Annotated in this window: 20 protein-coding genes; 10 read left to right on the plus strand and 10 right to left on the minus strand. The window is 72.9% G+C overall.

Annotation, left to right across the window (positions count from 1 at the left end; all coding sequences use genetic code 11):
- Positions 1 to 230 precede the first annotated feature (230 nt).
- Complete coding sequence (locus C3488_RS34650) at positions 231 to 518, plus strand: SHOCT domain-containing protein (RefSeq protein WP_103844853.1); 288 nt, start codon at positions 231 to 233, stop codon at positions 516 to 518.
- A 235-nt stretch (positions 519 to 753) separates the two neighbouring features.
- Here the strand turns inward: C3488_RS34650 and C3488_RS34655 are convergent, their stop codons facing one another.
- Together C3488_RS34655 and C3488_RS34660 are read right to left on the minus strand one after the other, a co-directional pair.
- The gene (locus C3488_RS34655) at positions 754 to 1,278 is read right to left on the minus strand and encodes an ATP-binding protein (protein ID WP_103844854.1); all 525 of its coding nucleotides are present in this window, start codon (positions 1,276 to 1,278) and stop codon (positions 754 to 756) included.
- Between the two features lie 244 nt (positions 1,279 to 1,522).
- Positions 1,523 to 1,846, minus strand: coding sequence for a hypothetical protein (locus C3488_RS34660; protein WP_103844855.1), 324 nt, complete (start codon positions 1,844 to 1,846; stop codon positions 1,523 to 1,525).
- A 418-nt stretch (positions 1,847 to 2,264) separates the two neighbouring features.
- Here C3488_RS34660 and C3488_RS34665 point away from each other — a divergent pair, with 418 nt between their 5' ends.
- Positions 2,265 to 3,374, plus strand: a complete 1,110-nt coding sequence (locus C3488_RS34665) for a PLP-dependent cysteine synthase family protein (protein WP_103844869.1) — start codon at positions 2,265 to 2,267, stop codon at positions 3,372 to 3,374.
- A 66-nt stretch (positions 3,375 to 3,440) separates the two neighbouring features.
- On the opposite strand, the gene C3488_RS34670 is transcribed toward C3488_RS34665, so the two are convergent.
- Both C3488_RS34670 and C3488_RS34675 read right to left on the minus strand, forming a co-directional pair.
- Positions 3,441 to 3,950 carry an SRPBCC family protein gene (locus C3488_RS34670; RefSeq protein ID WP_103844856.1) on the minus strand — a complete coding sequence of 170 codons (510 nt, stop codon included), beginning with the start codon at positions 3,948 to 3,950 and terminating at the stop codon, positions 3,441 to 3,443.
- A gap of 68 nt (positions 3,951 to 4,018) precedes the next feature.
- Complete coding sequence (locus tag C3488_RS34675) at positions 4,019 to 4,849, minus strand: DeoR/GlpR family DNA-binding transcription regulator (RefSeq protein ID WP_103844857.1); 831 nt, start codon at positions 4,847 to 4,849, stop codon at positions 4,019 to 4,021.
- A gap of 276 nt (positions 4,850 to 5,125) precedes the next feature.
- On the opposite strand from C3488_RS34675, the gene C3488_RS34680 reads away from it, so the two are divergent.
- Positions 5,126 to 7,510, plus strand: a complete 2,385-nt coding sequence (locus C3488_RS34680; RefSeq protein WP_374955481.1) for a hypothetical protein — start codon at positions 5,126 to 5,128, stop codon at positions 7,508 to 7,510.
- Here C3488_RS34680 and C3488_RS34685 read toward each other — a convergent pair.
- From C3488_RS34685 to C3488_RS34700, 4 genes are all read right to left on the minus strand, one after another.
- Positions 7,480 to 9,918, minus strand: a complete 2,439-nt coding sequence (locus C3488_RS34685) for a right-handed parallel beta-helix repeat-containing protein (RefSeq protein ID WP_103844858.1) — start codon at positions 9,916 to 9,918, stop codon at positions 7,480 to 7,482. The genes C3488_RS34680 and C3488_RS34685 overlap by 31 nt on opposite strands.
- Positions 9,919 to 10,035: 117 nt before the next feature.
- Positions 10,036 to 10,641, minus strand: coding sequence for a hypothetical protein (locus tag C3488_RS34690; protein WP_103844871.1), 606 nt, complete (start codon positions 10,639 to 10,641; stop codon positions 10,036 to 10,038).
- A gap of 292 nt (positions 10,642 to 10,933) precedes the next feature.
- The gene (locus C3488_RS34695; RefSeq protein WP_103844859.1) at positions 10,934 to 11,761 is read right to left on the minus strand and encodes an MOSC domain-containing protein; all 828 of its coding nucleotides are present in this window, start codon (positions 11,759 to 11,761) and stop codon (positions 10,934 to 10,936) included.
- A gap of 46 nt (positions 11,762 to 11,807) precedes the next feature.
- Entirely contained in the window at positions 11,808 to 12,245 is a 438-nt protein-coding gene (locus C3488_RS34700; RefSeq protein ID WP_103844860.1) for a DUF6643 family protein, read from the minus strand.
- 294 nt (positions 12,246 to 12,539) lie between these two features.
- On the opposite strand from C3488_RS34700, the gene C3488_RS34705 reads away from it, so the two are divergent.
- Entirely contained in the window at positions 12,540 to 13,748 is a 1,209-nt protein-coding gene (locus C3488_RS34705) for a TerD family protein (protein WP_103844861.1), read from the plus strand.
- Between the two features lie 30 nt (positions 13,749 to 13,778).
- On the opposite strand, the gene C3488_RS34710 is transcribed toward C3488_RS34705, so the two are convergent.
- The gene (locus tag C3488_RS34710) at positions 13,779 to 14,954 is read right to left on the minus strand and encodes a glycosyltransferase (protein WP_103844862.1); all 1,176 of its coding nucleotides are present in this window, start codon (positions 14,952 to 14,954) and stop codon (positions 13,779 to 13,781) included.
- A 56-nt stretch (positions 14,955 to 15,010) separates the two neighbouring features.
- Between C3488_RS34710 and C3488_RS34715 the strand changes: the two genes are divergently transcribed.
- The gene (locus tag C3488_RS34715; RefSeq protein ID WP_103844863.1) at positions 15,011 to 15,796 is read left to right on the plus strand and encodes a glutamate racemase; all 786 of its coding nucleotides are present in this window, start codon (positions 15,011 to 15,013) and stop codon (positions 15,794 to 15,796) included.
- An 86-nt stretch (positions 15,797 to 15,882) separates the two neighbouring features.
- The gene (locus C3488_RS34720; protein WP_103844864.1) at positions 15,883 to 16,428 is read left to right on the plus strand and encodes a hypothetical protein; all 546 of its coding nucleotides are present in this window, start codon (positions 15,883 to 15,885) and stop codon (positions 16,426 to 16,428) included.
- An 88-nt stretch (positions 16,429 to 16,516) separates the two neighbouring features.
- Here the strand turns inward: C3488_RS34720 and C3488_RS34725 are convergent, their stop codons facing one another.
- Positions 16,517 to 17,566, minus strand: coding sequence for an O-antigen ligase family protein (locus C3488_RS34725; RefSeq protein ID WP_258053840.1), 1,050 nt, complete (start codon positions 17,564 to 17,566; stop codon positions 16,517 to 16,519).
- Between the two features lie 220 nt (positions 17,567 to 17,786).
- Here C3488_RS34725 and lnt point away from each other — a divergent pair, with 220 nt between their 5' ends.
- The 4 genes from lnt (at position 17,787) to C3488_RS34745 (ending at position 22,777) form a co-directional block, all read left to right on the plus strand.
- Positions 17,787 to 19,451 carry an apolipoprotein N-acyltransferase gene (gene lnt, locus C3488_RS34730; RefSeq protein WP_103844865.1) on the plus strand — a complete coding sequence of 555 codons (1,665 nt, stop codon included), beginning with the start codon at positions 17,787 to 17,789 and terminating at the stop codon, positions 19,449 to 19,451.
- A 9-nt stretch (positions 19,452 to 19,460) separates the two neighbouring features.
- On the plus strand, positions 19,461 to 19,940 hold the full coding sequence (locus tag C3488_RS34735; RefSeq protein WP_103844866.1) for an NUDIX domain-containing protein: 480 nt from the start codon (positions 19,461 to 19,463) through the stop codon (positions 19,938 to 19,940).
- A 54-nt stretch (positions 19,941 to 19,994) separates the two neighbouring features.
- Complete coding sequence (locus C3488_RS34740; protein WP_103844867.1) at positions 19,995 to 20,783, plus strand: 3-hydroxybutyrate dehydrogenase; 789 nt, start codon at positions 19,995 to 19,997, stop codon at positions 20,781 to 20,783.
- 68 nt (positions 20,784 to 20,851) lie between these two features.
- A complete protein-coding gene (locus tag C3488_RS34745; RefSeq protein ID WP_103844868.1) occupies positions 20,852 to 22,777 on the plus strand; it encodes a GAF domain-containing protein in 1,926 nt (641 codons plus the stop codon).
- The last annotated feature ends 15 nt before the right edge of the window (positions 22,778 to 22,792 follow it).

The raw sequence follows: 22,792 nt of genomic DNA on the forward strand, positions 1-22,792 counted from the left end.
GTCGCCGGACGAGGCAGACGGGCGCACCCGGCTCACCCCGGCCGTCCCCGCGGCAGCTCGCCCGGGTCCAGGTGCCGACGTGGGCCGCCTCTTCGGGGAGCAGCACTCCTCCGTCCGCCTGCTCCCCGGGAGGTACGCGCACTGCCGCCGGCCGTACGACGACCCGGACCCCCTGCGCGAGCCAGTCTCGAGGCATCACCCGACAACCCACCGAGGGAGATGACCTCACGATGCAGACCCTGGCTCACTGGAACGGCGGCCCCGGCCCGTGGATCCTGTTCTTCCCGCTGGTCTGGGCGGCCGTCGTCGTAGGCGCCGTCACCGTCCTGCGCCGCACCGCCTGGCGCGGCCGCGGCGGCCCCTTGCGCCCCATGGACGGCCGCCCCGCCGGCGACTCGCCGGTCGCGGTGCTCGGCCGCCGCTTCGCCTCCGGCGAGATCGACGAGGACGAGTACTGGCGCCGGCTGTCCGTGCTGGACGAGCACTTCGGCCGCACGGGCAGGGGCGGTCCCGCATGACCGCGGTGACCGGCGCGCGGTCGGCCGACAGGGTCGCCGCCGCCGGCAAGGTGCCCCGGTGGAACGGCCGGCCGGAAAGCCGGAACCCACCCCGTCGAGGGCCCGTCACGGGCCCATCGGCGTCCGGCGCGTCCACGCTGCCGCACTGCTGGCGGGCGGCCCGCCCCGACGGCCTGCGGGCCGTCCCCACGGAATGACCCGCCCGGCGCGCACCGGAAGGAGGGTCACCGCCCGGTCAGCCGGCAACGGCGGACCGGGCGGGAGCATGTCGGGTCGTGTGCTCGTCGACCGCCGGCCCACAGGCGGACGCCTCGAGAGCCCGTTCGTACGGGGTACGGTTGCGCACCGGCCCGGCCGGCGCCGCTGACGGCGCGGGAAGCGTGAACCAGACGACCTTCCCCGAATCGCCGTCCGGACGCGCCCCCCAGCTGGCGGCCACGGCGGCGACCATCGCCAGACCGCGTCCACTGGTGGAGGAGGGATCCGGCGCGCGCAACTCCGGCAGGCGCGGATCGTGGTCGTGCACCGAGACGGTGAGCCGGTCCAGCAGCAACTCCATCTCCACGGTGCACGTCTTGTCGGGCTGGGCATGCAGGTGGACGTTGGTCAACAGCTCCGTCACACCGAGCGCGGCCCGGTCGATCAAGGAATCGAGATGCCAGTAGCGCAACTGCGCCGATACGATTCTGCGGACCTGGCCGATCCGCGACGGCAGGGCTTGGAGCTCCACCGTGCAGTGCCTGCTTGGCTGGCTGATCACGGCTGCGACTCCCCGAATTGAGGTCCGGAAGAAGACACGGAGATCGGATCCAGCAGGGTGGCCGGGTGCGCACGCCGCCTGCTGTGCGGCTGAGTACTCCGGCCGCCTGGTGCGGAACGGCTTCGTACGGGGGCCGCCCGCTGTCGTGACCGGCGGCTGGTTCTTCAGCGTAATCGCCGGTAAACCGAGAGTGATGTGAGACCAGCGTGACGCAGGCCACGCCGCGCCGCAACTCACGCCGCGCTCAGCCCCCGCGACCTGCCGCCTTGCGGACCGCCTCGACGAACCGCCGCGCCGACGGGGGCCCCGGCTGCCCCGGAGCCGGGTCGTGATCACCGAGGGTCAGTGAGTAGCGGGTGCCGTTCAGATCGGCCAGCGCCCGGTCCTCGGGCGCGAACCAGGGCTGGGACGCACGCACCGCCTGCACCGGCGCGCTGTCGATCTCGCTGCCGTAACTGGTGAGCAGTCGCAGCCTGCCGTCGCTGATCCGGACCTGCCCGGCCCGGGTGAGCGACCGCAGCCCCTTCCCGATCCGCACACCCGTGGCCGTGAACTCCGGCTCCGCCATGATGTCCGCCCCCTTGTGCCTTCGGCTCGGCCCGCTGCGGATCCCGCCCGGCGGCGCGATCCCGCGGCCTCGATCGAGAGTTCGGTCGTGATCCAGTGTGCATCCCCGGCTCGGACGACTCTCCCCGGCGGATCCCGCCGCACCGGCTCCCGTCCCGCGGTGCAGTCTGCCCCGGCCCGGCGCGTCGCACCAGTGCGCATACCGGGGCGGCGGCGCCGACCGGGCGCACTCGCGCGGATGCGCCCCCACGGATTTCCGCCCGTTCCCCGCTCCCCTCCCAGGTGTGCCTTTGGGTGGCTCAAAGATGCGTTTATGCAGGTGAGAAGGTGTGTGAAAGGTGCCTATGATGCAGAGGTCCGACCGAGTGATCCGGACATCGGCACGCCCCGACAGGAGTCCCGCCGTGAGCACCTCCCAGATGACCCGACCCGGCGAGACCCTCGACGTGGACCGCAGTGACCCCGAGTACCGGGCCTGGCTGAAAGCAGCCGTCCGCAAGGTCCAGGCCGACGCCAACCGTTCCGCCGACACGCATCTGCTGCGCTTCCCGCTGCCCGAGCACTGGGGCATCGACCTGTATCTGAAGGACGAGTCGACCCACCCCACGGGCAGCCTCAAGCACCGTCTGGCGCGCTCGCTGTTCCTTTACGGGCTGTGCAACGGCTGGATCCGGCCGGGCCGCCCGGTGATCGAGGCGTCCAGTGGTTCCACGGCCGTCTCGGAGGCCTACTTCGCCAAGCTCATCGGCGTGCCCTTCGTCGCGGTCATGCCGCGCACGACGAGCGCCGAGAAGTGCCGCCTGATCGAGTTCCACGGCGGGCGGTGCCACTTCGTGGACGACCCGCGCACGATGTACGAGGCCTCGGCCGCGCTCGCGGAGGAGACCGGGGGCCACTTCATGGACCAGTTCACCTACGCGGAACGGGCCACGGACTGGCGCGGCAACAACAACATCGCCGAATCCGTCTTCCGTCAGCTGGAGTTGGAGCGGTTTCCGGAACCCGCGTGGATCGTCGCGACGGCCGGCACGGGAGGCACCTCGGCGACCATCGCGCGGTACGTGCACTACATGGGGTACGACACCCGCGTCTGTGTCGCCGACCCGGAGAACTCCTGCTTCTTCCAGGGGTGGACGACCGGCGATCCGGAGGTCACCTGTGACCGCGGTTCGCGGATCGAGGGCATCGGCCGGCCCCGGATGGAGCCCAGCTTCGTACCCGGCGCCATCGACCGGATGATGAAGGTCCCGGACGCGGCCGCCGTCGCCGCGGTACGGGCGCTGGAGCGGGCGATCGGCCGCAAGGCGGGCGGCTCGACCGGCACGGGCCTGTGGGGCGCGCTGAAGATCGTCGCGGAGATGGTGGCCGACGGGCGCACGGGCAGCGTGGTCACCCTGCTGTGCGATCCGGGGGACCGCTATCTGGACAAGTACTACTCGGACGTGTGGCTGGCCGAACAGGGACTGGACATCGCGCCGTACGCCGCGGCGATCGAGTCGCTGCTGCGGACGGGGGTCTGGCCGGGCTGATCCCGGACCGGCGCCTCGGCGACGTGGCTGGTGTCCCCTGCTCGAAGAGCACGGGGGGAGTGCGGCTCAGGCGCCGGAGGCAGGGCGCCCGTCCCGTTCGGAGCCCTGACCCGCGAGCCTGCGGTCCAGGGTCGTCACCGCGCCGTGGAAGACCCGTGACAGGGCACCGCGCGACAGCCTCATCAGCAGACGGAAGAGCGCGTTGCCGTCGGCCGCCCACGTCCACTGCACACGGGTGCCCGTGCCGGCGGGGGCGAGGCGCCACTCCTCGAGCAGCGCGTGGACGCCGGGGACGGTCGCCTCGTCGACCCGGTACGCGTACAGCTCGTCGGGCTCGGCCGCGACGATGGTCTCGCGAAAGCGGGTGCCGCCGGCGAGACGCACCGTCCGCCCCGCGCCCTCGTCGATGAGACCTATGGACCTCACCGCGGGGAACCAGTCGCTCCAGCCGGGGACGTCGTCGGCGAGGGCCCGGAAGACCACTTCGGGAGAGGCGGCCATCTCCCCGGCGAACACGAGCCGCACGGGAGCGGTCCGCGTGAACGCGAGTCCCACCGGGCGCAGACGGTGTGCCATGGACGAAACCCTCTCGCGGGACGTGCGCGAACGGAAGCCGGCTCCGGCTCACCTTAGCTGACGCGCTGTCAGCTGTCTGTGCCGTCCTCGGACTCTCCCGCGACCACCAGCCGCCGCAGATGCTCCGAGATCTCCATCCGCGCGTCCGTCGGCAGCCCGGCGTCGGTCACCAGTGTGTCGACCTCCTCCAGCGCGGCGAACGAACTCAGGCCCACCGTGCCCCACTTGGTGTGGTCGGCGACCACCACCACACGCCGTGCGGACTGCACGAGCTGCCGGTTGGTCTCGGCCTCCGCCAGGTTCGGCGTCGACAGGCCCGCCTCCAGCGATATGCCGTGCACCCCGAGAAACAGCACGTCGAAGTGGAGGGAGGCGATCGCTCGGTCGGCGACGGGGCCCACCAGCGAGTCGGACGGGGTGCGCACACCGCCCGTCAGGACGACCGTGGCCGCGCCCTGCCGCTGGCCCGAGGTGCGCTGCGCGGCGTGGAAGACGTCGGCCACCCGCACCGAGTTGGTGACGACGGTCAGATCCGGCACGTCGAGCAGGTGCTGGGCCAGCGCGTACGTCGTCGTTCCGCCGGACAGCGCGATCGCCGTGCCCGGTGTGACCAGCTCGGCCGCGGCCCGGGCGATGTCCTCCTTGGCCGTCAGCTCCAGCCCCGACTTCGCCTCGAACCCCGGTTCGTGCGTACTGGCCTCCACCACGGGCACCGCGCCGCCGTGCACCTTCTCCAGCACGCCCTGACGGGCGAGCGCGTCGAGATCGCGGCGGACCGTCATGTCGGAGACGCCGAGCTTGCGCGTCAGCTCGTTCACGCGGACGCCGCCGCGCCGTCGCACCTCGTCCAGGATCAGGGCACGGCGCTGCTCCGCGAGGAGGTTCTGATTCTCGCTCACGTCCGCTCCGTCCCCTTTCATCCCATCACATCCCACATGTCGCCTAAACCGGCTCCGACGAGGTCATTCTCCCGCCGCCGGCACCGCGGACGCCCCATCCTCGCATGCCACGCCGCAGGTGGCGCCATCGTCCGTCACCTGGGATCCGTCCGCCCTCCCCGCCGCTGTCACACATATCGGGGAGATTCCGCGCCGGCAGGTGTCCGCCACCGGCGCAGCGGAGATCCTGTCGCTACCCGGGACACACCGTACGCAGCACGGGGGAAGAGCGGAACAGTGGAGCGTGCACGGGAACACGAAGGGGAGCGCGGCGACTTCGCCGAGCCGTCCGCGCCGGTCGGAGCGGCCCTGGAACTCCGGGTCCACGGAGTCGGCGGCACCACGCCCGAGGAGATGCTCGGCGATCCGCGCACGGTGAGGATCACCGGTGACGAGACGGCCGCGATCTACCGGCGGGCCGAAGACGCCGACGCGGAACGGCGGCCCGGCGAACACCGCGCCGATCCGGTGCCCGAGGCGTACGTCTGGTGCAACCTCACCTCCGGGAACGCCGCTCGCGCCCTGTGGCTGTTGCTGCTGCCGTTCATGGTCGCCAATCTCGCCCACTGGATGCGCCCCACGGCCATCGGCCGGCGGCGGACCGTCCGTCTGTACGGAGTGATCGTCCGGCTCGTCGGGCTCTCCCTGACCGTGCTGCTGGTCGCCGCCGCCTGCGAGGTCGCCCTGGACCTGGTGGCCTGGCAGTGCGCGGGCACGCGCGCGTGCGCCGGGCGCCACGCCTGGCTCGGCTTCCTCTCGCCCGCCGTCTCCGGCGAGGGGTGGTGGAGCCGGCCCGGCAGGCGCCTCGCCCTGGCGTCGCTGTTGCCGACGGCGCTCACCTGCCTGCTGTGGTACTTGTCGCACCGCACCTGGAGCGCCTACGAGTCCCAGCAGCCGATCTCACGCGATCCCGGGCCCGAGAACGACTCCCACCGCGTCCCGCTCAGCCGCCCGGGGTTCTGGTACGGGCGCCGGCTGGTGGCCCGGCTGCGCGCCGCGCACACCGCCGCCGGCTTCCTCACGGTCACCGCCGCGCTCGGCGGCAGCGCCGCCCGATACGACCGCCGGCACGGCTCGGTCCAGCTGGAAGTGCTCGGCTGGCTGCTGCACCTGGCGTTCCTCGGGGGCGCGGTGGTCGTGCTGTGGGTGGTGTGCCGCCGGGGACGCTCGGAGAACCGGCTCGACAAGGATCTCGACCGGGCCCTGGTGCGCGGGCTGCCGGCGGGAGCCCTCGCCCTGCTCGTCCTGACCATGGTGTACGCCGCCTGGTCCCGACCCGGCTGGCACTCGTCGGGCCGGCTGCCCGGCGACGCGGCCTTCGGCGCGCTGGCTCTGGCGCAGGGCGTCCTGGTGATCGCGCTCGGTGCTGTCGCCCACGTCCTGTACCGCACCCATCCCGACACACGCACCGCGATGCGCGGACAAGCAGGACCCGCCGTCGCGATGCTGGCGTGCGCGCTCGGCGGCGTGATGTCCAGCGGCGCGGCCCAGCGGGTGGCCGGCTGGCTGGACGGCACCGGGCACGCCTTGGCGGGCCCACCCGCCCTGCTGACCTGGCAGGCGTCCGCGATCCCGCCGCTGCTGCTCGGCCTGCTGCTCCTCGCCGGCAGGCTGGCCCGGCGCACCCGGCTGCTACGACGCGCCGAGACCGTCGCGGTCGAATCGGAGTACCCGGGGGAGTCCGGGGACACGGCCCGCCCCGTTCGGATCGCGCACGCGCGTGCGATGGCCGCCCTCACCGACCGGGCACCCCTCGTCGTCGCCGTCACCTCCGCCATGACCCTGCTCCTGGGTGCCGTCGCCCTGGCGGGGGCGTTCGCCACCGGCGACACCCCGGAAGGAGCCGCACGCGGCAGCCCAGCGCTCGTGCGGGCCACGGCCGGGACCTGCCAGGGCCTCGGCTCCTGGCTGATCGGCATCGGCTTCCTGCTCTTCGTCACGTGGGGTCGCCGCGCCTACAAGGACGCCTCCGCGCGCCGCACCATCGGCATCCTGTGGGACGTCGGCACGTTCTGGCCGCGTGCCGCCCATCCCTTCGCCCCGCCCTGCTACGCCGAGCGCGCCGTGCCCGACCTGACCTGGCGCATGGCCACCTGGACGGGCTCCACCGGAGGGCGCCTGGTCCTGTCCGGGCACTCCCAGGGCAGCGTGCTGGCAGCGGCCGCGGCCCGGCAGCTGGGGCCCTCCGCACGCAGGCGGGTGGCCCTCCTGACGTACGGCTCGCCCCTGGAGCGGCTCTACGGGCGCTGGTTCCCGGCGTACTTCGGCCCGGCCGCGCTCAGCTCCCTGCATCGCGAGGTGGACTGCTGGCGCAATCTGTACCGTCTCACCGACCCGATCGGCGGCCCGATCCGGCTGCCCGGCGACTGCGGCCCGCAGGTGGACCACCCACCGCTCAAGGACCCGCTCGCCTACGGCCGGACCCCCGAGCACCCGCTGCCCGCGCCGATCCTCGGACACGGCGACTACCAGGCGGACCCCGCGTTCGCCGAGGAGCGCGAGCGACTGCTGGCGCGCCTCGCACCCGGGCTGCCGGCGCCCCGGGAGGCGAACACCTCCTCCGTGCCGGGCGCGGCGCCCGGCGGGCGCGCTCAGGGCAGCTCCGGCAGGTCCTCGGGGTAGAGCAGGGACAGGTCGTCGGTGCTGGCCTCCGCGAGCTGCGCGACCCGGCCCGCGTGCCGCTCCACCATCGCCTCGAAGGTCTGGCGCGCGGTGCGGCCGTTGCCGAACGTCGGCCCCTTCGGGATCGCCGTGAAGTACTTCAGCAGCGCCTCGGCGGTCCCTTGACCGAGCCGGTACTCGTGCTCCTCGGCCTGCTGCTCGACGATCCGCAGCAGTTCCTCCGCACCGTAGTCGCCGAAGGTGATCGTCCGCGAAAAGCGGGAGGCGACACCGGGGTTGACGGACAGAAAGCGTTCCATCTCCGCCGTGTAGCCCGCGACGATCACCACCACGGCGTCGCGGTGGTCCTCCATCAGCTTCACCAGCGTGTCGATCGCCTCACGCCCGAAGTCCCGCCCCGAGTCCTCCGGCGACAGTGCGTACGCCTCGTCGATGAACAGCACTCCGCCGCGCGCCCGGTGGAATGCCTCCTGGGTGCGGATGGCCGTGGAACCGATGTGCTCGCCCACCAGGTCGACCCGGGAGACCTCCACGAGGTGGCCCTTCTCCAGGACGCCGAGCGAGGCCAGGATCTCGCCGTAGAGGCGGGCGACCGTCGTCTTGCCCGTGCCGGGGGAGCCCGTGAACACCAGATGCCGCCGCACGGAGGCCGCCTTGAGGCCCGCCTGCTGCCGGCGGCGCCCCACCTCGATCATGTCGGTGAGGGCCCGCACCTCGCGCTTGACGCTCTCCAGGCCCACCAGCGCGTCCAGTTCGCCGAGCACGGCCTCGGAGGTGCGCGCGGGCCTCGGCTGCTCCGGGACCGGCGTGACCAGCGGCTCCTGCTCGGTGGTGCGCTGGCTGGGAATGCCCAGCAGACCGGGCGACGGGCTCGCCGTCTGCACGGCCGTCTCCTGGGTCACCGCGGGACGCAGTCCGGCGCTCTCGTCGCTGGTGCAGTCCTCGACGATCGCACCGCCCCCGCCGGGCGCGCCCGGGCCGCCGTCCGCGAACTCGTAGCCCCCGCGCGCACACCGCTCCGTACGGCACTTCCGCAGCGTGGCGCGGCAGCCGTCGATCACATGGAAGCCGTAGCCGCCGCTGCCCGTCACCCGGCAGTTCAGGAAGCTGCCCCGGCCCTCCGCCGAGACGTAGAAGCCCGCCTCAGCCGGCGAGGTCACCGTGCAGCGCTCGATGGTCGGGTCGGCGCCCTTGGTGACGATCACGCCGGTCTGGGTGCCGTCGATGGTGCAGCCGGACAGCGTGCCGCCACTGCCGTGGTCCCGGAACCAGGCGCCGGTCGCCGCTTCCCGGACACGGCAGTCGTCCAGCTGAGCGGTGGCGCCGTCACTCACCGACACCGCCGTGTTGCGCACCTGGGAGAGGTCGCTGTCCACCACGTCCACGCGCGAACCCCGGTCGAGGACGAACAGGGCGTCCGGCACATCGTGCACCCGGCAGGAGTCGAGCACGGCGGTCGCGCCGTCGCTGACCCACACCGCCGGGTAGTCCCCGGTGCTGTCGAAGATCTCGCACTGGTTGGCGTCCACACGGGTGCCCGGGTCCCACACCGACAGGCCGTTGCGGCCGAACTGCCGCACGGTCGTGCGGGTCAGCGTGAGCACCGAACGGGACCTGAGGTCGACGGCGTTCTCCGGGATGTCGTGGATGCGGCAGTCGGCCAGGGTGAGCACCGCGTCCGTGTCCATCGTGACGCCGTCCGCGGTGGTGCGGTGCACGTCGCAGTCCGTCAGGTGCCCCGTAGCCCGCCCGGTGATCTGCACACCGGAGCCCCTCACCTCGTAGACCTCGCAACCGACCGCCTCCAGCGAGGAGTTCTCCCCGGTCGCCGAGAGGCCCGCGCCCGAGGTGTGGTGCACCCGGCAGCGCTCCAGGCGCGGGTGCGCTCCGCCGCGCACGGCGACGCCCGACTGGGCCGCCGCCACCACCTCGCACTCCTCGAACACCCCGCCACCGCCGTCCAGGACGGCGATGCCGATACCGGCCGGGTTGTCGACCGTGCAGCGCCGCACCGTGGGTCGGGCGTTGCCGCGGACCTCGATACCGGCCGCGGACCGCGTCATGATCCGCACGTCGACCAGCTCCGGTGTGCCTTCCTCGACGAGGAGCGCGGGCGCCGCCGCGTCCTGCCCTTCGACGTGCAGGTCCTGGACCACGGCGGAGGCGCGCACGGTCAGCGGCACGCCGTCCACCGGCGCGATGCGCACCGAGCCGGGGGAGCCCTCGGCCCCGCGCAGCGTCACCGCACGCTGGACGATCAGGTTCTCCCGGTAGGTGCCGGGCGCGACGGTCAGGACGTCCCCGTCGCCCGCGGCCTCCAGGGCGGCGGCGAGTGAGGCGTATTCACCCGTGCGGCGCCGCCACCGCGATGTGCCGGTGTGCGTCACCTGGACCGTGCCCTGTGCCATGGCGCTGCTGTGCCCCCACCTCGTTGCTCACGCGGGTTCTCGCGAAGTTGCCGGACGGCCCGGCGGGTCCACCGTAGCGTGCGGGGGCGGGGCCGGTTGACCGGAGGCCGAACGCCGTCAACTGCCTGCGCCGGTACGGCCCCAGTCCGGGCCCGCCTTGTCCCACGCCTGGTCCCAGCGGGCGTAGCGGCGCAGGACCAGGCGCCAGACGATCAGCCGGCGGCAGGCCTCGATGAGTCCCGCGGTCATCGCGGCCGCGCCGAAACCGGCCAGCACGGCGTGCGTCGTGGCGGTGGCGCCGTCCAGCGGGCGGGCGGTTATTCGGCCGTGGTCGTCGGTCCAGAGCGGGAAACGGTCGCCCGGGCGCGGGGAGGACAGGGTGGCCAGAACCGCGCCGTGCTGTGCGGTGCCGTCCGGGGCGGTCCAGTCGGCGAGAACCCGGCTGTGCGCGTCCCGGGTCGTCGAGGAGTCCGGATCAGGGTCCAGCGGGCCGCGGTTGAGCTGTTTGACGACGGTGGCCGTGACCTGGTGACGGCTGTGCTGCTGGTCCCGTACGGAGCGCTGCAGGGAGTCCTGGGCGACCGAACCGATCAGCGACCCGGCGACGGGCGCGGCGACGAGGATCAGCAGCAGGGCGACCAACGCCACCCAGGCCTCGATCAGGTCGGTCGTACGGCGCAGCGGATTGTGCCGCCAGCGCCACAGGCCGTTGATTGCTCGCACGTCCCGCACCCCCTTCCCCGTCCGTGATAACCCCCGCACCCGGCCGTTCACTCTCGAGGCCGGGAAGAGAGAGGGAAATCACCTCTCTCCCGCCCCGCACGCCTCTCACGAACTTCTCATGCGGACTCAACGACCGCGGCCCTCGCCCGGGTTCCCAGCTGCGTGTCGCATCACGGCGTTGCTCGCCGCGAATTCGGAGAATCCACTTCCGCGCAAGGGCGGGCAGCCGGAGGCGGCCGGTGCGCCCGCTCCGCCCCGTCGGGGGAAAGGCCGGAGCGGCCGGCCAGCCGCCCTATTCGAGGATCGTGACCGAGTCGCCCACGCGGACCAGGCCGGTCGTCTCCGGTACGAGGTTCTGCCCGAAGGCGAGTTGGCCGCCGAAGCGGCGGTGGCGGGCGAGCGTGTGCAGCGGCTCCTTGCCACGCTCGGCGGTGTTCTGGTCCGTGGTGGTCACGACACAGCGCCCGCACATCTTGGCGACCCGGAACGTGACCTCGCCGATCGAGATCCGCTTCCAGCCGTCCTCGGCCCAGGGCTCGGTCCCGGCCACGACGAGGTTCGGCCGGAACCGGTTCATGGGCAGCGGGCCCTCATCGGCGCGGTCACCCTGTGCGATCAGGGAATTGAGAGCATTCAGGGAGGCGACCGAGGTGAGCAGCACCGGGTAGGCGTCCGCAAGGCTGACAGTCTCGCCCGGTCGCCCGTACGGCGGGTCGTCGATCGGGCGGCGGGTGGCCGGATCGTCGAGGTGGACGAGGGTCACACGTTCACCGAGGAAGGCGCTGAACCACTCGCTCGCCTCGGGGCCTGCGGGAACCGTCTCGATCTTCTCTCCCGCCCACTTCCCGGTCGTCGTGCCGACGGGATCGGGCACGGCGACGGTCAGCGGCTCAAGAGCCGGCGCGGACACCCGGACACCGCCCCCGGGCAGCGGCTCGGCGGCCGCCAGGGCCAGGGTCGGGCGCTCGCGCTGGGTGACGACCCTGCCGGTGTCGTCGATCAGTGCCCAGCGCCGGTCCCCGGCCAGCCCCCATGGCTCCACCACGGCCTCCGGGGGCGCCTGGCCCCGTAGTGCCTTGACCGGGTGGACGTGAATCGAGTGCAGCGCTGGGTTCGGCATGAGGCCATCGTGCCACCGGCATCGACGGCCTCACCCGGTTCGCGGATCAGTATCCGCGGTACTGCTGCCCGTTGTTGTACGGGTCCTGGTAGGGCGCCGGAGCCGGGCGCTGCGCCGCGGGGCGCATCGACTCGTAGCCCGAGGCCATCGGGCGCGGCTGCTGCATCTGTTGCGGGGCCGGGTAGCCGCGCGGCCCCGCCTGCTGCGGGATGTACGCGGTCGGGGCCTGCTGCAGCGGCGCGGGCTGCGGTGTCTGGGGGTAGCCGTACGCCGGGGCGTGCTGGGAATGCCCGGACGGCAGCGCGGGCAGCGCCGACGGCAGTGCGGGCAGGCTGCTGCCCGGCGTCTCGTACGCGGAGGGGACCCGGATCGGAGCGATCTGCGGGGTGCCCCGCTCGGCGACGAGCTTGTCGTAGATCGGAGTGTCCGGGAAGGGCGACGCGGAGTAGTAGCCGCCGCCATAGGTGGAGCGGGGGGAGGTCATGGGACATAAGTTAAGCCCACGATGTGCTGGTTGGGGAGACCGATAAGAGGGTTGTTTTCCGTGTCCGGGGTGACGCGGGATCCCCAATGCGAGCGAACTTGGCAAAAAGGGGCGGCAAACGGGGTCGGGATCCTGTAAAGCCCGAGTTCCGGGTGGGTTACCGGCGGTTGAGCAGCGGCCATGCTGGGCGAGTCGTGGGAGTCGGGCCCCCCGGGGGATTAGGTTGGCTCCACGGCTGCGAGGCGCTGCCCGGGCCCCAGGTCCCGGCGTGGCGACAGGTGGATGGGGGCGGACATGTCGATGGCCAAGGGGTCCAACCTTCAGGTGCCGACCACGGCGTTGCGCGTCGAACTGGGCCGGCGTTCCGGGCCGGGCGTGCCCGACGCGGACGCCTCGGCGCTGCTGCTCGTCTCCGGCAGGGTCCGTACGGACGGAGACTTCGTCTTCTACAACCAGCCCGCGCATTTCTCCGGCGCGGTGCGCCACGAGGGCAAGCGGGACCTGGGCGGCCAGGTGACGGACACCCTGCTCGTCGACCTCTCGCGCGTCGAGCCCGAGGTCGAGACGGTGGTACTCGCCGCCTCGGCCGACGGCGGCACGTTCGGCCAGGTGCCCGGCCTGTACATCCGGGTGCTCGACGCCCGGCAGGGCACGGAGGTCGCGCGCTTCGACCCCGTCGCCACCGTGGAGACGGCGTTCGTGCTGGGGGAGTTCTACCGCCGCCAGGGCGCCTGGAAGTTCCGCGCCGTCGGCCAGGGCTACAGCAGCGGACTCGAGGGCCTGGCCACGGACTACGGGATCACGGTGGACGAGCCGCAGCACGCCGCGCCCCCGCCTCCCGCCCCGCCGGCGCCCCCCGCCCCGGTACGCCTCACCAAGGTCACGCTCACCAAGCAGGCACCCGCCGTCTCGCTGGCCAAACAGGGCGGCACCTCCGGAACGATGCGCGTCAACCTCAACTGGCAGGTGCGCGGGCAGTACTCCGGAGGCGGCCGGGAAAAAGGCCGGGCGGTACCCCGCCACGCGGACCTCGACCTGGACCTGTGCGCCCTGTACGAGCTGTCCGACGGCAGCAAGGGCGTCGTCCAGGCGCTCGGCAACGCCTTCGGCTCGCTGCACCGGCCGCCGTACATCCACCTCGACGGCGACGACCGCACCGGAGCACTGGACACCGGCGAGAACCTCACCGTCAACCTCGACCACAAGGACCGCTTCCGGCGCATCCTCGTCTTCGTGACCATCTACGAAGGCGCCCGCTCCTTCGCCGACCTGCACGCCACGGTCACGCTCCAGCCGCAGCACGGCGCCCCGGTGGAGTTCTTCCTGGACGAGTGCACGGTGCCCTCCACCGTGTGCGCGCTCGCCCTCATCACCCACACCGGCGGCGACCTGGTCGTCCAGCGCGAGGCCCGCTATCTCGTCCCGGAGCGCGGGGTCAGCCCGCAGCGCACCGTCGACCGGGCCTACGGATGGGGCATGAACTGGACACCGGGTAGGAAATGACCGGATCGTGCGCCATCGCCCCCGGCCCGCTCATTGCTCGTCCAGCACCGCCTCCGGGCGCGCGTATGTGCGGCCCTTCCATGCCGCGCCCCGTCCCCGGTAGTGCTGCACCGCCGAATCGACCGTCATCAGCAGGTACAGGAGAGCGGTGACCGACAGCAGCGGAGCGAGCCACAGCGGCTGACGGTAGTAGCGCAGCATGGGCACGTACGTCGCCGTCATCAACGCCTTCGCGAGCCCGCCCACCACCACGGCCGCCACATCGCCGGTGACGATCCCGGCGACCAGCGCGACGGACGGCACCAGGTAGACGAGAGCGAGTCCGAGCACCGTACCGACGAGCAGCAGCGGATTGTGCCTGAGCTGGGCGTAGGCACTGCGCGAGACCATCCGCCACAGGTCGTGCAGCCGAGGGTAGGGACGCACGCTGTCGACGCGGTCGGCAAGACCCAGCCAGATGTGGCCGCCGCTCCGCTTGACCGCGCGAGCGAGCGCCACGTCGTCGATGACGGCCTGCCGGATGGCGTCCGGAATCCGGGCCCGCTCGGCGGCGTCGGCCCGCAGCAGCACGCACCCGCCCGCCGCGGCCGCCGTCCGCGACCCCTTCACCGCGATCCGGCGGAAGGGATACAGCTGCGAGAAGAAGTACACGAAGGCGGGCACGACGAGCTTCTCCCACACGCTCTCCACGCGCAGCCGCGCCATCTGGGAGACGAGGTCGAAGCCGCCGGTGCGCGCGGCCGCCACCAACTCCCGCAGGCTGTCGGGCGCGTGGGCGATGTCGGCGTCCGTCAGGAGCAGATACTCGGGCGCACGCGCGCGTGCCAGTCCGATTCCGTGGCGTACGGCCCACAGCTTGCCCGTCCAGCCGGGAGGAGGCTCGCCGGGGGAGCCGACGGTGAGCGGCAGCCCGCCGTGCCGCTCCGCCAGCTCGCGGGCCAGCTCCCCGGTGCCGTCACGGCTGCCGTCATCGATCAAAAAGACCTCGGCGCGCCCGGGATAGTCCTGCGCGAGCAACGAGGGGAGGCTGTGCGGGAGTACGGCGGCCTCGTCACGCGCCGGTACGACCACACAGACGGACGGCCACTCCTCGGGGTCCCGGCGCGGCGGCAACCGCACATCCGTACGCCAGAAGAAGCCCTGGCCGAGCAGCAGCCACATCCAGGCTGCCAGTGACGCGACGGCGATCCACACAACGGCACTCACCCGTGGCAGTCTGCCCCACCACGGGGTCCGTTGGGCGCATCGTCTATGGTTGCCGGGTGAAGATCGCGCTCATGGACTCCGGAATCGGACTGCTGCCGGCCGCCGCCGCGGTACGCCGTCTGAGGCCGGACGCGGACCTCGTCCTCTCCTGGGACCCCGACGGGATGCCGTGGGGGCCGCGCACACCGGAGGACATCACGGAGCGGGCACTGGCCGTCGCGGAGGCCGCCGCCGCCCATGGTCCCGATGTCCTGATCGTCGCCTGCAACACCGCGTCCGTGCACTCGCTGCCGGAGATGCGTGCCCGGTTCGAACCGGACCTGCCGATCATCGGCACGGTCCCGGCGATCAAGCCGGCAGCCGCAGGGGGCGGACCCGTCGCGATCTGGGCCACGCCCGCGACCACGGGCAGCCCCTACCAGCGCGGGCTCATCGACGAGTTCGCGGACGGAGTGACCGTCACCGAGGTGCCGTGCCCCGGACTCGCCGACGCCGTGCACCATGCGGACGAATCCGCGACCGAGGCCGCGATCGCCGCCGCCGCGGCGCTCACCCCGGACGATGTCACGACCGTCGTGCTCGGCTGCACCAACTACGAACTGGTCGCCGACCGCATTCGCGAAGCCGTGCAGCAGCCCGGCGCGGCGCCGCTCATCCTGCATGGAAGCGCTGGGGCGGTGGCCGCGCAGGCGCTGCGCCGCATCGGTGAGGTCCCGGCGCCTCAGGCTCCGGCCGAGGGCGGTCTGACCGTCCTGTTGAGCGGTCGGGAGGGCGTCCTGCCGGCCGAGGCGCTGACGTATCCCGAGGGCAGGTTCCTGCAGGCGGTCAGCCCGGCGCGGTGAGCGACGCGGGGGACAGCACCGTGGCCCGAACCGGTGATGTCGCACGATGCGGTGCCCCCGTTACGGAACATGGGTACTCTCGTGGCATGAGGGACCATCCCCACGGCGACGAAACCCCGCACCCCGACATCTGGACAGGGCGGGCGACCAACCGGGCGCAGTGGCTGGCGGCGCTCATCGGCGCGGCCTGCATGGCGCTCGGTATCGAACTGGCCGTCGACTCCGCCTGGACGTCCGGCATCGCGCCGCTCGTCATGTCGGTCGTGGGCTGTATCGCGGCCGGCCTCCTGGTCCTCTTCGGCACGCTCGCGTTCGTGCACGTCGCCGTGAAGGTCGACAAGGAATGCCTCGAGGTGCGCTGCGGCCACATCGGTGTGCCGCGCCGCCGCATCCCCCTCGCCCACGTCGCCGGTGCCGAATTCGTGCCCCGGGTCACACCACGCCAGTGGGGAGGCTGGGGCTACCGCTGGCGCCCGGAGAAGGGCACCGCCGTCGTCGTACGGCGCGGTGAGGGTCTCGTCCTGCGCCTGTGGGACGGTCACACCTTCACGATCACCGTGGACAACGCCGAGACGGCGGTACGGGTCATCCGCGCCCGGCTGCATCCGACGCTTCCCGGCGCCACGCACTGACTGCTGTCCTCCTCTGTTACCCGCATGGTTCGAGTCGCCGGCTCGGCCACCTCTGTGTCGGCCGGCGGTACCGGTGGCCGACCCCTGTTCATGGGTCCGGCGGCCCCTCGTCCACCAGCGGACGCGCGGTGGCGATCCCGGCCAGGAGTCCCGCTCCCGCCGTCACCGTCGTGAAGCTCAGCGCGTTGCCGAGCGACGCGATCACCGCCAGCGCGGTCAGCGCGGCGCCCGCCGTGAGTGCGAGCGGGGTGGGGCGCCGGGTGCGCCACAGTGCGTACAGAACCCAGCAGAAGACCGCCGCGAGCAGGGCCGCGCCGAGCAGTCCCTCCTCGGCGGCCTGCTGGAAGGGCGCGGAGTGCGGTTTGCCGTCGGGCAGGAGGGACTGCGCGGCCGCGACGCTCAGATCCCCGAAGCGCCCGGGGCCCACGCCCAGCGCTGGGTTCTGGTGCGCCAGTGCCAGCGCGTCGTGCCAGAGCAGAACCCGGTGCCGGCTGAGCTGATCGGTCAGGAACGCCCTGAGCCCGTCGGGGAGGAGGTCCTCGGTGATCCCCCAGGCCAAGCCGGTCACCAGGGCCGCCACGAGCCCCAGAGCGGCGAGTGCCGGGACGCGGTGCCGGGTCCGGTCGGCGGCGAGCGAGCACAGCAGCACACCGGTGCAGGCCACCAGCCCGGTCGTGGAACCGATCGCCGCCGCGACCACCGCGATCCCGGCGGCCGACAGACGCAGCGCCAGCCGTGCCGCCGGGGCCCGGGCGGCCCAGGCGGCACAGCACGCCGCCCCCGAGGAGAGCGTCAGCAGCGCCGCGGTGCCGCCGGTGCGCCCGAGCGGCACGGCGATCTGCGGGCCCACCGCGATGTGGGGAGCGGCCACGGCGAGTCCGACTCCGGCCAGGGCGCCCGCGACGGGTGCCGCGACCGGGAGCAGCGCCCCGAAGATACGTCCGGACGCGTATCCCGCGGCGACCGCGAGCACCGCGAGCAGTACACCCTCGGGCCTGCCGCCGTGGGCGGCGGCCGTGATCAGCGACCACACCGCGCACGCGCCCAGCACCAGGACGCCCGTCGTGTCCGAGGCGTTCCGTCTCTCGTCCTCCGTGTCCGCGGCCCTGGCCTCGGACTTCGTCCCCGTGGATCCCACCGCCGCCCCCCTGTGACGGACCCGACCGTCCCGGCCGCCCCGTCCGGCCGTGGTGCAGAGTTCCGGCACACCGTATCGGGTGATGCGCCGGTTTGTGGACGGGTTGTGCAGAAACGATGCAGCAGGGGGCGCCCAGGTCCGGGGGCAAGCGGCGGACCGTCCGGGGTACAGGCACGGGCCGCGCTGTCCGCGCCCTGGTGGCGCGCCGTAGACTCCCCGGGTGACCGTCACCGCAACATCCGTGGGCGAGCCGGAACAGCTCGAACCCGCGGCCGCACCAGCACCCGCCCGTGGCGTCCGCCGGGTGCGGCGTGTCGTTCCGGCCGCCGCCGCGTCGCTCTCCGGCCTGCTGCTCTACGTCAGTTTTCCCCCACGGACACTGTGGTGGCTGGCCCTGCCGGCGTTCGCCGTCTTCGGCTGGGCCCTGCGCGGCCGTACCTGGAAGGCGGGTCTCGGCCTCGGCTATCTGTTCGGCCTCGGCTTTCTGCTGCCGCTGCTGGTGTGGACCGGTGTCGAGGTCGGCTCCGGGCCGTGGCTCGCGCTCGTCGCGGTTGAGGCGATCTTCATAGCGCTGGTCGGCGCGGGCATCGCGCTGGTCTCCCGGCTGTCCGCCTCGCCGGTGTGGGCGGCGGCCGTGTGGGTCGCCGGAGAGGCGGCACGCGCGCGCGTGCCGTTCGGCGGCTTCCCCTGGGGGAAGATCGCCTTCGGTCAGGCGGACGGTGTCTTCCTGCCGCTCGCCGCGGTCGGCGGCACCCCGGTGCTCGGCTTCGCGGTCGTCCTGTGCGGCTTCGGGCTCTACGAGATCGTGCGGCTCGTCGTGGACTGGCGGCGCACCGGAAGCGCGCTGCGGCGCGGGGCGGCCGTCACGGCGCTGATCAGCCTCGCCGCTCCCGTGGCGGGCGCTGTCGCCGCCCGCTCCCTGGTCAGCGACAGGGCGGAGGACGGGGCCGCGACCGTGGCCGTCATCCAGGGCAACGTGCCGCGCTCCGGACTCGAGTTCAACGCCCAGCGGCGCGCCGTCCTGGACTACCACGCGCGGGAGACCGAGCGTCTGGCCGCCGAGGTCAAGGCGGGCAAGGTCGCGCGGCCGGACTTCGTGCTGTGGCCGGAGAACTCCTCCGACGTCGACCCCTTCGCCAACCCCGACGCCGCCGCCGTGATCGAACGCGCCGCGAAGGCCATCGGGGTGCCCGTCTCGGTCGGCGGTGTCGTCGAGCGGGGCGGCAGGCTCTACAACGAGCAGATCCTTTGGGACCCGGCCAAGGGCCCCGTCGACGCCTACGACAAGCGGCAGGTGCAGCCGTTCGGCGAGTACCTTCCGCTGCGCTCGTTGCTGAACGCCATCAACCCGAACTGGACGGCGATGGTCCGCCAGGACTTCAGCCGCGGGCACAAGCCCGGTGTGTTCACCATGGCGGGCGCCAAGGTGGGGCTGGTCACCTGCTACGAGGCGGCCTTCGACTGGACGGTGCGCTCGACCGTCACCGACGGCGCCCAGCTGATCTCGGTGCCCAGCAACAACGCGACCTTCGACCGCAGCGAGATGACCTACCAGCAGCTCGCCATGTCCCGTGTGCGGGCGGTGGAGCACAGTCGTACCGTCACCGTCCCGGTGACCAGCGGCGTCAGCGCCATCATCATGCCCGACGGGAGGGTCACCCAGCGCACGCGCATGTTCGTCGCCGACTCGCTCGTCCAGAAGGTGCCACTGCGCTCCTACACGACCCCCGCCACCCGGCTCGGCACGCTCCCCGAATTGCTCCTGGTGCTCGTCGCGGCCGGCGGCCTCGGGTGGGCGGCGGTGTCGGCGGCACGCGGCCGCAGCGACCGCCGCGTCCAGGCCGTCCGCGCCGAAGGGGCGGGAGTGACGGAACCGACCCGTTAGGGTCGGCCCATGGCTACTCCCGACTTCATCCGGACCCTCCGCGCCTCCGCCGGTCATCAGCTGCTCTGGCTCCCCGGCGTCACCGCCATCGTCTTCGACGACGACGGCAGGGTGCTGCTGGGGCGCCGGGCCGACAGCGGCCGGTGGTCGGCGATCGGCGGCATCCCGGAGCCGGGGGAGCAGCCCGCGGCCTGCGCCGTGCGCGAGGTGTACGAGGAGACGGCCGTGCGGTGCGTCGCCGAACGCGTGGTCCTCGTACAGGCCCTGGCTCCGGTGACCTACGGCAACGGCGACACCTGCCAGTTCATGGACATCACGTTCCGCTGCCGGGCCGTCGGGGGTGAAGCCCGCGTGAACGACGACGAGTCCCTGGAGGTCGGCTGGTTCCCGGTGGACTCTCTGCCGGAGCTGAACCAGTACGCCCTGCTGCGGATCAAGCAGGCCCTGTCGGATGCACCCACATGGTTCGACCCCACGAATCCACTGTGAAGTATGGGTGGTGACCATATGGGGTGGGGCACCGGCACTCCTTAGGGTCGGCACATGACCGTGCCCCACCCCCACACCACCTCAGTCGATCTCGGCGGACGCACCGCCCTCGTCACCGGCGCCGCCGGCGGTATCGGCCGCGCCTGCGCGCTGCGGCTGGCCGCCGCCGGGGCCAAGGTGAGAGCGGTCGACCGGGACGCCGTCGGCCTCGACGCCCTCGTCGGCGTGGCCCGCGACCTCGCGGGCACGGTCGAACCACACGTCCTGGACCTCACCGACCTGGACGCCGCCGAGCACGCCGCCGCCGGCACCGACATCCTCGTCAACAACGCCGGGATCCAACTGGTTCGGCCGCTCGAGGACTTCCCGCCCGACGTGTTCCACACCGTCCTGACGGTGATGCTGGAAGCCCCGTTCCGGCTCATCCGCGGAGCGCTGCCCCATATGTACGGACAGGGCTGGGGCCGTATCGTCAACATCTCGTCGGTCCACGGGCTGCGCGCCTCCGCGTACAAGGCGGCGTACGTCTCCGCCAAGCACGGGCTGGAGGGGCTCTCGAAGACCGCCGCCCTCGAAGGCGCCCCGCACGGCGTCACCTCGAACTGTGTGAACCCGGCGTACGTGCGCACCCCCCTCGTGGAGAAGCAGCTCGCCGACCAGGCACGGGCGCACGGGATCCCCGAGGAACGGGTGCTGTCCGAGGTGCTGCTCCAGGACAGCGCCGTCAAACGGCTGATCGAACCGGAGGAGGTCGCCGAGGCTGTGGCCTATCTGTGCAGCCCGCAGGCTTCCTTCATCACCGGTACGTCGCTGGTCCTGGACGGCGGCTGGACCGCCCACTGAGCAGGGACATGTCGGAAGTTGTCCACAGGCCCGGCGCCCCGGAACCTGCCGTGGGCCATTCTGGGGGCATGTCCCGCGATCACGTACAGTCCGCACAGCGCCCCGGCACCGGCGCCGAGGCGCCTTTCCTGGAGCTCCTGGCCCGGGGCGCGTCGGCCGACGCCTACGAGCAGCCGGTGCTGCTCGCCCGCGCCGAGGGCCTGCCGCCCGAGCGCATCCGCGCGCTCGAACAGGCCAAGCGGCTCGCGCTGCACGTGCGCGCCGAGATGGAAGGCAGGCGACGCCGCGAGGCGGAGCTGTCCGCGCTCTTCGAGACCGCCCACGACCTGGCCGGGCTGCGCGACCTCGACGCCGTCCTGCAGGCGATCGTCCAGCGCGCCCGTTCCCTGCTGAGCACCGACGTCGCTTACCTCACTCTGCACGACGAGGCCGCGGGCGACACTTACATGAGGGTCACCGAGGGATCGGTCGCCGCCCGCTTCCAGCAGCTCAGGCTCGGCATGGGGGAGGGACTCGGCGGGCTCGTCGCCCAGACCGCCCGCCCCTATGTGACGCCCGACTACTTCGAGGACGACCGCTTCCAGCACACCCGGACGATCGACACGGGAGTGCGCGACGAGGGGCTCGTGGCGATCCTCGGCGTGCCGCTGATGATCGGCGCACAGGTCATCGGAGTGCTGTTCGCCGCCGACCGGCGCGCCCGGGTCTTCGAGCGGGAGGAGATCGCGCTCCTCGGTTCGTTCGCGGCGCTGGCCGCCGCCGCCATCGACACCGCCAACCTCCTCACCGAGACACGTTCGGCCCTCGCCCGGCTCGCCCGTGCCAACGAGATCATCCGCGACCGCAGCGCGGTCATCGAGCGCGCCTCGGACGTCCACGACCGGCTCGCCGAACTCGTCCTGCGCGGCGGCGGCGTCCACGACGTGGCGGCAGCGGTGTCCCAGGTCCTTGACGGCACGGTCGAGTTCACCGAGGCGGACGTCGCGCCCGCCGCGCCCCTGGAGGCGTCCCGCGCCGAGGGCCACGCCGTACGGCACGAGGACGACTGGATCGCCGCCGTGACCGCCGGCGGCGAACTGCTCGGCGCGCTGGTGCTGCGCGGCCATCCGGGGCTCGACCCCGTCGACCAGCGCACCCTGGAGCGGGCGGCCATGGTCACCTCCCTGCTCCTGCTCGCCCGCCGCTCGGCCGTCGAGGCCGAACAGCGCGTCCGGGGCGAGCTGCTGGACGACCTGCTCGATGCCCGCGACCGCGATCCGCGTGTGCTGCGCGAGCGTGCCGCCCGTCTGCACGCGGACCTCGACGCCACCCATGTGGTGCTCGCCGCCCGCCTGGACGGTGCCGCCGCCGACGCCGACCAGGAAGCGGCCGCCCGCCGCCGCCTGTGGTCCGCCGCGTCCCACCTGGCGGCCACACGGCACGGACTCGCCGCCGCCCGCGACGGCGGTACGGTGCTGCTGCTGCCGCTCGAGGCGGGCTGCACGGCGACGGACCTGGCCCGCCGCACGGCCCGGCACCTCGGCACCGCGGTCCACGAACCGGTCACCGTCGGCGCCTCCGGCCCCGTCGAGGACCTCGCCGGCCACCCCGACGCCGTGGCCGCCGCATACGCGGAGGGGCAGCGTTGCCTCGACGCCCTTCGCCTGCTGGGCCGCGCCGGAGACGGGGCCGCCGCCGAGGACTTCGGCTTCCTGGGGCTCCTGCTCGCCGGGGACCGGGACATCGCCGCCTATGTCGAACGCACGATCGGCGAGGTCGTCGCCTACGACGAACGGCGCGGCACGGACCTCGTCCGCACCCTGGACGCGTACTTCGCCTGCGGGATGAGCCCGGCCCGCACCAAGGACGAACTGCACGTGCATGTGAACACGGTGGCGCAGCGCCTGGAGCGGGTGGGCCGGCTCCTCGGCGACGACTGGCAGAGCCCGGCCCGCGCCCTGGAGATACAACTGGCGCTTCGGCTGCACCGGTTGTCGTCCCGTCCCGGACGCTGAGGGGCTTAGAGGCCC

It is taken from the genome of Streptomyces sp. Ru72, assembly GCF_002920635.1.
Lineage (GTDB): Bacteria > Actinomycetota > Actinomycetes > Streptomycetales > Streptomycetaceae > Streptomyces.